Origin of the sequence: Bacillus norwichensis, assembly GCF_014836955.1 — a bacterium.
GTDB lineage: Bacteria > Bacillota > Bacilli > Bacillales > Bacillaceae_C > Siminovitchia > Siminovitchia norwichensis.
On record NZ_JACSPV010000050.1, the window covers coordinates 21,682 to 32,228 of the forward strand.

Below are 10,547 nucleotides of genomic sequence, written 5' to 3' on the forward strand. Positions count from 1 at the left end.
GCTGTTTAATTAAGAGGAGAGGCTGCTTTATTAATATAAATTTAAGGAGTGTATGAATATATGTTATGGAATTTTAAATTTAATGTGCCTACATCTATTGAATTTGGTAATGGGAAAGTGAAATTAGTAGGAGAGTTCGCAAAAAAGCTAGGAGGTCAAAAAGTACTTATTGTTACGGATAAGGGACTTGCCAATACTGGCATTTTAGATAAAGTTATAGATCCATTAAAAGAAAAAAATATTGATTTCCTAGTTTATGATGAAGTAAAGCCTAATCCAAGGGACGTGGATTGCCAAAAAGCTTATGAGCAAGTAAAAGAAGAAGGTATAGATGTTTTGATTGGGCTTGGTGGTGGAAGCTCAATGGACACAGCGAAGGCAATTGGGACACTCTTGACACATGGCGGAACATTGTCTGAAAGATATGGCACAGATAAATTGGAAAGAGATATAACTCCATTAATCTGCATTCCAACTACAGCCGGAACAGGAAGTGAAGTAACCAGTTATTCCGTAATTACTGATACAAATATTAAAGATAAGATGCTTTTATTTGACTTAAGACTATCACCAAAAGTTGCTTTAGTTGATCCAGAACTTACATTGAGCTTGCCCAAGTCAATTACAGCAGCAACTGGAATGGATGCACTTACACATGCAATTGAAGCTTATGTTTGCAATGTCTCAGAGCCAATCTCCGATTCTTTGGCACTACATGCTATAGAATTGATAGCAGAGCATTTGGTAAATGCGGTAGAGAACGGCAAAGACTTGGAAGCTAGGCAAAACATGATAGTAGCTAGTCTAATAGCCGGCTTATCATTTGCGAATACTAATCTTGGTTCAGTTCATGCTATGGCAGAACCACTTGGAGGCCTTTATGATACACCTCATGGTGTTGCAAATGCAATCTTCTTACCTTTTGTATTTAAGTTTAATATTAGTTCGAACCCCAAGAAGTTTGCAAATGTGGCTAAAAAATTAGGTGTTTCTTCTGAAGGGAAAACAGATGACCAAATTGCACTAGAGGGGGCTAAGTTATTAGAAGAATTAGCTAATAAGATAAATATTCCTAAATTTAGTGATTTAGATTATGTAGATACGAAAGATTTTGATTTCCTTGCGGGAGCTGCTGAAGAAAACATTTGTACAACGGTGAATCCAAGGAAAATAACAAAAGAAGATTATATAGAATTGTTTACAGCAGCCTATGAATATAAGGGTTCAAATATATATGCTTAATAGCTTTAACTAGTTTAAATTTAAACGCATCAAGATAGCTATAGAAAATTTACTATCTTGATGTGTGCATAGTGGAGAAATATGCTTATGATAATCAACAAGAAATATACCGAGGGGGTATGTTTATGAAGGCAGAAACACGTTTTGTTGAGTATATTCCTGAAAATGAAAGGCATGGGAACGTCCGTAGTTTATTCTCAGTTTGGTTTACAGTGAATTTTATGTTATTGGCAGTTGTAACAGGGGGCTTGGCAGTAGTTTTTGGCCTAAATCTTTTTTGGAGCATAGTATCAATACTTTTAGGTAACCTAATAGGTGCAATTTTTATGGCTCTTCACTCAGTACAAGGGCCAAAATTAGGAATACCCCAGATGATCCAAAGTCGAGCCCAATTTGGTGTGATTGGAGCAATTTTCCCCCTGTTGTTAGTTATTTTGATGTATTTGGGCTATTTTGCAAGTAATGCAGTGCTAGGAGCTCAAGCTGTCACTGCGAGTACATCGATACCAATTGGCTGGAGTATTACAATTTTAAGCGTTATTACTTTCGTTATTACTTTTTATGGATATGAAATGATTCACAAGTTATCGAAGTATATCGCTATTTTATTGGGAGTAATATTCCTATTTGTAAGTATTTTAGTATTCAAACTGGATTTTCCAGCTAACAGCTGGTCACCAAGCCAATTCCAATTTGCACCATTTTTAGCAAGTGTTAGTGTGTTTGCGACCTGGCAACTTACATTTGCGCCCTATGTTGCAGATTATTCAAGGTATCTCCCTAAAGATACCGATCCTAAAAAAGCGTTTATATACACCTATGGTGGATCAGTTCTTAGTGCTGTATGGATGATGATTTTGGGAGCAAGTTTAACAATCGCCATTCCAAGTTTTTTAGATAATGCGAGTCTTAGTTTAAGTGCTCTTGTTGGTTCACAGTGGTCACTTGTTATGTATTTTGCTATTGCTTTGGGAATCGTGGCAACAAATGTTTTTAATCTTTATGGAGCATTTATGTCACTAACTACAATTACTGATACAATTGTAAGGCTTAGAGGAACAATTCAGACAAGGTTTTTACTATTGTTTATATGTGGAATAATAGGAACTGCCTTGGCTATTGTAGGACATGGGAATTTTTTGGAAAATTTCTCTAACCTAATACTGTTTCTTGCTTATTTCTTATTCCCATGGACTACAATAAACTTGGTTGATTACTATCTTTTGCGTCATGGTAATTATAATGTAGATGCTCTTTTTGATCCCAATGGAGAATATGGAAGATATAACTGGAAAGCCATGATTGCATATGCAGTTACCATAATTTGTGAAATTCCATTTATAAACACTACCATATACCAAGGTTTCATATCAAAATCTATGCATGATATAGATTTTGCATGGATTATAGCTCTGACTATTCCAGGAGTTATATACTATGTGTTAATGAAAAGTGAGGTAGAAAAGAAAACCTTAAGCAAATATACTGCTTAGTAAAAAAATTATTATGGTATGACTATGATTTGATTAACCACTGGGTTATGGGGAGAAGATCGAATAAACCCATTATGTTGATCCATTCCCAAGTTGAACGTTATAAGCTAATTATTTTGATTGTGAAAATGTAGAATGTACAGATAGGAATGCCCGGAAGTCAAGAGTAGTTAAATTAATATAATAAAGTACCTGCGATGCTTTGCGTGAGCTTTATCTCAGCCACTTTATTGGATCATCGACATTTGGAAAATTTAAATTTGTACGCTCGAATAGTTCGGAATAATTTTTATTTAAAAAATTAATTAATAAATAGTGGGGGGTTGAAATGGCATTGAAAACAAAACTGTATTCAATAATCCTGTTTTTAGTGTTCGCCGTATTCTTAACTGGCTGCGGATCAGATGAAGCTTCTTCAGGAAATGGAGGAGCATCCTCAGATACTATTCGGATAGGCCTTCAGGCACCTATGAGTGGCGATAATGCCCAGTACGGAGACGAAATGAAAAATGGAGCGGAGTTGGCGTTTAAAAGTATCAACGACAATGGGGGAATCAACGGCAAGAAACTGGAACTTCTTGTTGGCGATGATAAAGCAACACCTTCTGAAGCAGTAGCAGTAGTAAATAAGATGGTCATTAATGATAAAGCTAAAGCCATTATCGGAGGCTATAATTCCTCGCCGACGATCGCATCTCAAGAAGTATCAGGAAAAAACCAGGTTCTCCATGTAAATATGGGAGCAAGTCCAGAACTATCAAAATTATCAAATGATTATCTGTTCAGAATTATACTTACAGGCTCAGTGTATGTTCCAGCCGTCATGGAATATATGACAGAAGAAAAGAAGGTTAAAAAGGTCGTATCTTTATATGAAAACACGGATTACGGCGTGACAATGTATGAGGCGGCGGAGGATTCCGCGGGTTCTCTTGGAATGGAGTTCATTGCAAATGAAACCTACAATCCGGGGGATAAAAATTTCTCTGCACAGCTTTCCAAGATTAAAAAGTTAAAACCGGATGCAGTGATGATCGTGGGGCTCTATAACGAAGTTGCCCTTATATCACAACAAGCTAAACAAGCGGGGCTGGATGTTCAATTTTTCTCTCCTGATGACTCCATGTATTCAGAACAGCTTATTTCTTTAGGTGGTGACGCTGTTGAAGGCCATATTTTTGCTTCGATGCTTAACTTGAATATGGATACGGAAGATATGAATGAATTTAAAAAGCTGGCAAAAGAAAATGACGTGAAAGTAGAAGCTAACACAGCTATAGCATACGATGCGGCGATGACTATTGCGAAGGCATTTGAAGAGGGCGGTGATTCGCCGGATAAGGTGAGAGATGCTTACGCAAATACTGATTACAACGGTGTAACAGGTCCTATTAAGTTTGATAAAAATGGTGACCGGTCCAATAAACCAATGATCATGCAAGTCAAGGGTGGAGAATTCATTGTTATACAAGAACAAGAATAGGTGATAAGAGATGATTTTAGATCAATTGATTAACGGAATCGTTTTGGGAAGTATCTATGCCTTAATGGCCATTGGCTACACGATGGTCTGGAATGTTCTTCGTTTCATTAACTTTGCACATGGAGAAGTATACATGGGGGGAGCATTTGTCTCTTTGTACCTTATTATATTAGATGTTCCCATATGGATAGCGTACCTTGGCGGCGTAGCAGCCGGAGCGCTGATCGGCTACTTTATGGAAAAATTGGTTTACAAGAAAATGAGAAGCGCACCAAAGCTGAATTTGTTGATTGCAGCCATCGGTATAGCCATATTTTTGCAAAATCTTGCTCAATTAATTTGGGGGGCAAGCCCAGAAAGATTGGCCTCTCCATTTTTGGAAAAAAACATTTCTGTAGGGGGTATGTTAATCAACCAGCATTATGTCTATATTATCATTGTGACTATCATAGTGATGTTTTCCATGGAGTTGTTCATTAATCGAACAATAATGGGTAAAGCTGTACAAGCAGCCGCCCAAAATATTAATGCAACAGAATTGATGGGGATTAATGCAAACAAAGTGATTTCAATTACTTTTGCCATTGGTTCCGGTGTTGGAGCTCTTGCGGGAATTTTGGTAGGACCGGTCTTTTTGGTGTATCCCACAATGGGAGTGTTCGCCGGCTTAAAGGGATTTACAGCTTCAGTTATGGGCGGAATGGGTAATATTCCGGGAGCAATGGTGGCAGGTCTGTTATTAGGAATTGTCGAAAGCTTTGCTGCTGGGTTCATTTCTTCAGGTTACAGGGATGCGGTAGCAATGATTATCCTGCTGGTTATTTTGTTGGCTCGTCCTCAAGGGATTTTCGGCAAAATTGTGCAGGAAAAAGTATAAAGGGGTAGCAGAATGAAAAATATTAATTTCCGAAAATATGGGATCCTTATTGGAGGAATTTTATTATTTCTATTGCCTCTAGCAATAACGAATCCCTATTTCATGTACGTACTTAACCTGATATTAATCTATATTATTCTTGCTTTAGGATTGGATTTAATTGTCGGCTATACCGGACAAGTATCTGTTGGACATGGTGGTTTTTTTGGAATTGGCGCGTATCTTTCTGCAATTCTCTCAACCAAGCTCGGTTATTCTTTTTGGTTGACACTTCCTCTGTCGATTATCTTTACTGGTTTGATAGGGTTAGTTATCGGTTATATTGGATTGAAATTGGTTGAGGAATATCTTGTCATGGCTACGCTAGCGTTTGGAACCATTTTATGGCTTGTATTTCTTAATTGGTCAGACATGACCGGCGGACCGATGGGAATCGCAGGGATATCGGCCCCTCCGGCAATCGGTGTCGGTTCTTTTAAGCTAACATTTGATCAATATGGTGATTATTTTCCATTATTTTTGGTCTTTGTCTTCCTCGCAATATTGATTTCCCGATTATTAATGAAATCTGGATTCGGCCGTGCATGCAACGCTATCCGTGATGATGAACTTGCTGCACAAGCCATGGGAATACCAGTTTTCAAGACAAAGGTCCTTGTGTTTACTATCTCCACAGCATTTTGTGGAGCAGCCGGGTCATTATACGCCCATTTCATTCATGTGGTAAGTCCAGAGACTTTTAATTTTGCCATGTCAGTGACAATCCTTACAATGGTCATGATAGGCGGCCAGGGCTCCATAGCGGGGGCAATCATTGGTGCATCATTATTGACTGTATTTTCTGAAGCCCTCAGAGCGGCTCCTGAGCTGAGAATGGTAGTTTATGGTTTCTTAATTGTCATAATGATTATGTTTTTTCCAAGAGGACTTATGGGATTATTCCACTTTTTCAGAAGGAAGATTTCCCGAAGCAACATACGGGTAGACGATGTGGTCAAGAAGGAGGGGGTTAAAGTATGAACAAGACAGACATTGAAAAGATTTTAACAGTGGATAACCTTTCAAAATCATTTGGTGGTGTAAAAGCTGTCAATAACCTCTCCTTCTCGGTAGATAAGGGCCATATTCACGCTGTTATAGGTCCCAACGGAGCCGGAAAGAGTACGCTTTTTAACCTGATTACAGGCGTCATTCCAGCAGATCAGGGAAAGGTTGATTTTTTAAATCACAATATCACCTCGTTAAGACCGGATAAAATATCTGAAAAAGGGATTTCTCGTACATTTCAAAACATACGTTTATTTCCGGATATGACCGTATTTAAGACAGTGTTGATCGGCACCTATCTTTTGACAGGAGGAAAGCTCCTTCCAGCGTTATTTCTATCAAGCAATTTCTGTAAAAAGGAAAGGCTTGCTAGGGAGATGGTTGAGGAGATTCTCCAATTTGTTGGATTGTGGGGAGTCCGTGATGAGTATGCCGCCAAGTTGTCGTACGGTAACCAACGTAGGGTAGAAATTGCGAGGGCTTTGGCAATGAGTCCGCGGCTCCTGTTGCTGGATGAACCAACAGCAGGTATGAATTCGAAAGAGACAAGTGAACTGATGGAGCTATTTTCTTCAGTGAACAGACAGGGGATTACAATTTTGATCATTGCCCATGATATGCACTTGGTGAATACGCTATCAGATCAAATTACAGTAATCAATTTTGGAAAAAAACTTGTCGAAGGACCTCCTGCAGAAATCCAGCGCCATCCGGAAGTGCTTGAGGCGTATATGGGAAGGGCTGAGGTGAATGCTTGAAGTAAAGAATATTAGCACATTCTATGGGCAAATAAATGCTTTAGATGAAATTAGTTTACATGTGGATGAACGTGAGGCCGTCTCGGTGATTGGTGCGAACGGGGCTGGAAAGAGCACGTTATTAAAAAGCATCATGAGAGAAATTCGTCCTAAGAGCGGGTCTATCTCATTGTCGGGACAGTCGATTAATAAAGCAAAGACTTTTCAACTTGTAAGCCAGGGCATGACGCTTGTACCTGAAGGCAGGCAGGTATTTCCATATCTATCTGTATGGGATAACCTTCTGCTCGGCGGATATACGTTATCGAATTCCCAGCGTATGCAAAAAGCAGAAGAAGTTTCAGAGCCTTTTCCAATTTTACGGGAGAGAAGAGATCAGATGGCAGGACTATTGTCAGGCGGTGAACAGCAAATGCTGGCAATCGCACGTGCCATGATGACAAGCCCCAAGATTTTACTGCTGGATGAACCTTCTATGGGCCTATCGCCAAAGTTGGTATATGAAGTATATGAAAAGATATCAGAACTTCACCAACAAGGCACAACCATCCTGCTCGTGGATCAAAATGCAGAAATGGCTATCGATTTCTGTACGCGAGGTTATGTATTAATGGCTGGGCGATTAGCAGGGGAAGGAACAAAGGCCGAATTAAAGGGCAGTGAATTGGTTCATAGCTCTTATTTGGGATAACAAATTGAAATTATAATGCTGGAGGGATTATGTATGAAGACCGGTTATATCTATGATGAAAGTTACTTTTGGCATGATACCGGAACGGGAACTTTATTCCTCCCTTCCGGCGGATATTTACAGACAGATGTTTTTTCTGAACATCCTGAAACGAAAAGAAGGGTAAATAATCTTTTAGAAAGATGTGGATTAATGAGAGAGCTTCATCATATTCGCCCACGTGCAGCAACCTTGGAGGAAATTCAATTTCTTCATACGTCTGAATATATAGAGCAGGTCAAGTATTTAAGTGATACAAATGGCGGAGATGCCGGAGACCATGCAATAGTTGGAAGAGGTTCCTATGAAATCGCCTTACTATCTACGGGAGGAGCCTTAACCGCTGTAGACAGTGTCATAGAGGGCGAAGTAGATAATGCTTATGCGCTAACAAGGCCGCCGGGTCATCATGCCGAACCAGCAAAAGGCATCGGGTTCTGTATCTTTAATAACGTTGCCATTGCCGCCAAGTATGCACAAAAAAAATATGGATTGAGAAAAATCATGGTGTTGGATTGGGATGTCCACCATGGAAACGGGACTGAAAAAGCCTTCTATGAAGATGATCAAGTGTTGTTCATCTCTATTCATGAACATTTAAATTTTCCCAATAACTCGGGTTTTGCAACAGATATAGGGGAGGGGAAAGGCAAAGGTTATAATGTGAATATTCCTTTACCACCAGGCTGCGGCACCTCGGCCTATTTGCAAACTTTTGAACAAGTCATAAAGCCTTTAGCAGATGAGTTCCAACCGGAATTGATCATTGTTTCTGCTGGACAGGATCCTGGGATGTTTGATCCTTTAGGGAGGATGAGAGTTTCTGCTGATGGTTTCGGAAAAATGACAGATATAATGAAAGAAATTGCTCAAAAGCATTGTAACGGAAAACTCGTTTTTTGTCATGAAGGCGGTTATAGTAATGCGTATGTGCCATTTTGTACGTTAAGGATTATAGAAGTATTAAGTGAAAAACAAACTGATGTAAAAGATCCTTTTGCACCTGGGACTAACGGATATCCTGACAAGGTGTACGAACATGAGCAGGAAGCAATTAATGAAGTAATTAAAGTACAATCGAGATACTGGCGAAACATACAGGTTACTAAGGTAGGCCAATTAATAAAGAAAGATTAAACACCTGTGGATAAAGAAGTCACTCAGATTCTTAAATGTTCCTGGGGAAGTTTCTGTCCCTTGACCTTAATGAATAATAATATTGTTGGGGATGAATACATGAGTGAAAATAATAATACTCGTTCAATAGAACAAAAGAGTTATGAATATATCTCTTTGTCCGAAAGAAAGGGGAAGCCAAAAGAATTATTTTTTACTTGGTTTGCTGCAAGTACAGTTTCTACAACTTTGGTGACAGGAGCCTTAGCTATAGTAATTGGGTTGAATTTTTGGTGGGCTGGTCTGTCCATTATCTTTGGACATGCTATTGGTGCTGCGATCATGGCTCTTCATTCGGCACAGGGTCCAATGTTAGGAATCCCACAGTTAATGCAAAGCAGAGCTCAATTTGGCTATTACGGTGTGATATTACCTATGTTAATTGTTTTTATTATGTATTTGGGTTATGGTGCAACAAATACTGTATTGGTAGGACAAGGGATTGAGGAAACTTTAGGAGTCAATCTTAATTTAACTGTAGTGATCAGTATAATCCCTATGGTACTTCTAGCTATCTATGGGCAAGGATTGATTCAAAAGTCAATGAGAATATACACTATTGGCTATTCGGTGATATTCCTGATTTTAACTATACTTGTTATTAGCCAATTATCCATGGATCTTTTAAACCAAGGAGGGTTCACCTTTTCACAATTTTTATTAGCAACATCTATATGCGTTACTTGGCAAATTACTTATGGTCCATATGTATCAGACCATTCCAGATACATGGATCCGAGCTACGCTAAAAAGACTTTTTTTTATTCATATTTAGGGAGCTTCCTTAGTTCAGCTTGGCTAATGCTTTTAGGAGCTGCAATCGCGACCATGGTTGTTAATGGAAATGTAATGGCACAAATAAAAACTATGGGAGGGCTTGGCTTTTTTATCGTTCTTCTACTGTCTCTTGGAGTCTTAGTTATTAATTCACTAAATATTTATGGGGCAGGGATTATAGCCTTATCTATTGCTAGTAATTTCATTGAATTTAATACAACAATAAAACTTCGTATAGTCACTTCCGTTACAATCGGGATTTTTATTGCTCTTGCTGCTACAGTAGGCGCTGGGAATTTTATGAGTAATTTTCAGTTATACTTAGGATTTATTTTATTCTTTATCATACCTTGGAGTGTGATTACTTTAACTGATTTTTATCTACTTAAACACAATGATTTTCATCATGAAGAATTTATAAAAAAGGATGGAGGTTTTGGCAAAATAAATAAATCTACTTTATTGGCATATCTCTTAACAGTTCTATGCCAAATACCGTTTATTAATACTGAGATATACCAAGGCCCTATTTCAAAAATTATGAACGGGATGGATTTAGCCTGGATTGTAGGAATTTTTGTCTCTTTCTGTTTATATGTTTCTCTATCAAAAGTTCAAATAAATAAAAAAACATTAAATAAAGCTGGTTAGGTGTAGAGATAAATTAATTTCCGAGAAAGATGCAAATCTTTTAAATTAGTGTTTATAGAAATATATAAGCAATAAGAAATAATATAGCTTGCAAAAAATATTGAAGATGTCAGCTGTTGTTCCTATATGATTTTTTAATTGGTAGTTCACAAGGTTTCTTAGACATGGTTTGAACAACTTGCCACTTTCTGTCTATGTGAATCGGTTACACTTAGTTGGACAGATTTGTTAAGGTCATATAGACTTGATTCAATCTAGTCAGAGGAGAATCGAGAATGACCAAAAGGAAAAGAAGAACTTTTTCAAAAGAATT

Annotated in this window: 9 protein-coding genes; all 9 read left to right on the top strand. The window is 38.2% G+C overall.

The window, feature by feature from the left end; all coding sequences use genetic code 11:
- Window positions 1–60 precede the first annotated feature (60 nt).
- The 9 genes from H9631_RS19260 (at window position 61) to H9631_RS19300 (ending at window position 10,234) form a co-directional block, all read left to right on the top strand.
- Window positions 61–1,242, top strand: coding sequence for an iron-containing alcohol dehydrogenase (locus H9631_RS19260; protein WP_191815698.1), 1,182 nt, complete (start codon window positions 61–63; stop codon window positions 1,240–1,242).
- Window positions 1,243–1,367: 125 nt separating this feature from the next.
- On the top strand, window positions 1,368–2,735 hold the full coding sequence (locus H9631_RS19265; protein WP_191815700.1) for a purine-cytosine permease family protein: 1,368 nt from the start codon (window positions 1,368–1,370) through the stop codon (window positions 2,733–2,735).
- 328 nt (window positions 2,736–3,063) lie between these two features.
- Window positions 3,064–4,218, top strand: coding sequence for an ABC transporter substrate-binding protein (locus tag H9631_RS19270; protein ID WP_191815702.1), 1,155 nt, complete (start codon window positions 3,064–3,066; stop codon window positions 4,216–4,218).
- 10 nt (window positions 4,219–4,228) lie between these two features.
- Window positions 4,229–5,095, top strand: coding sequence for a branched-chain amino acid ABC transporter permease (locus H9631_RS19275; protein WP_191815704.1), 867 nt, complete (start codon window positions 4,229–4,231; stop codon window positions 5,093–5,095).
- A gap of 12 nt (window positions 5,096–5,107) precedes the next feature.
- Window positions 5,108–6,115: a branched-chain amino acid ABC transporter permease gene (locus H9631_RS19280; protein WP_191815706.1), complete on the top strand. Its 1,008-nt coding sequence runs from the start codon at window positions 5,108–5,110 to the stop codon at window positions 6,113–6,115.
- Window positions 6,112–6,900: an ABC transporter ATP-binding protein gene (locus H9631_RS19285; RefSeq protein ID WP_191815708.1), complete on the top strand. Its 789-nt coding sequence runs from the start codon at window positions 6,112–6,114 to the stop codon at window positions 6,898–6,900. The genes H9631_RS19280 and H9631_RS19285 overlap by 4 nt, the downstream gene beginning before the upstream one ends.
- A complete protein-coding gene (locus H9631_RS19290; protein WP_191815710.1) occupies window positions 6,893–7,591 on the top strand; it encodes an ABC transporter ATP-binding protein in 699 nt (232 codons plus the stop codon). The genes H9631_RS19285 and H9631_RS19290 overlap by 8 nt, the downstream gene beginning before the upstream one ends.
- Before the next feature lie 33 nt (window positions 7,592–7,624).
- Window positions 7,625–8,767, top strand: a complete 1,143-nt coding sequence (locus H9631_RS19295) for a class II histone deacetylase (protein ID WP_191815712.1) — start codon at window positions 7,625–7,627, stop codon at window positions 8,765–8,767.
- Window positions 8,768–8,866: 99 nt separating this feature from the next.
- Window positions 8,867–10,234: a purine-cytosine permease family protein gene (locus tag H9631_RS19300; protein ID WP_191815714.1), complete on the top strand. Its 1,368-nt coding sequence runs from the start codon at window positions 8,867–8,869 to the stop codon at window positions 10,232–10,234.
- Window positions 10,235–10,547: the final 313 nt, after the last annotated feature.

What these genes read in the sequence shown, in the direction of transcription:
- H9631_RS19280 (WP_191815706.1), top strand. Translation starts at nt 5,108, where the DNA reads ATGAAAAATATTAATTTCCGAAAATATGGGATCCTTATTGGAGGAATT.
- H9631_RS19275 (WP_191815704.1), top strand. Translation starts at nt 4,229, where the DNA reads ATGATTTTAGATCAATTGATTAACGGAATCGTTTTGGGAAGTATCTAT.
- H9631_RS19260 (WP_191815698.1), top strand. Translation starts at nt 61, where the DNA reads ATGTTATGGAATTTTAAATTTAATGTGCCTACATCTATTGAATTTGGT.
- H9631_RS19295 (WP_191815712.1), top strand. Translation starts at nt 7,625, where the DNA reads ATGAAGACCGGTTATATCTATGATGAAAGTTACTTTTGGCATGATACC.
- H9631_RS19285 (WP_191815708.1), top strand. Translation starts at nt 6,112, where the DNA reads ATGAACAAGACAGACATTGAAAAGATTTTAACAGTGGATAACCTTTCA.
- H9631_RS19300 (WP_191815714.1), top strand. Translation starts at nt 8,867, where the DNA reads ATGAGTGAAAATAATAATACTCGTTCAATAGAACAAAAGAGTTATGAA.
- H9631_RS19270 (WP_191815702.1), top strand. Translation starts at nt 3,064, where the DNA reads ATGGCATTGAAAACAAAACTGTATTCAATAATCCTGTTTTTAGTGTTC.
- H9631_RS19290 (WP_191815710.1), top strand. Translation starts at nt 6,893, where the DNA reads ATGCTTGAAGTAAAGAATATTAGCACATTCTATGGGCAAATAAATGCT.
- H9631_RS19265 (WP_191815700.1), top strand. Translation starts at nt 1,368, where the DNA reads ATGAAGGCAGAAACACGTTTTGTTGAGTATATTCCTGAAAATGAAAGG.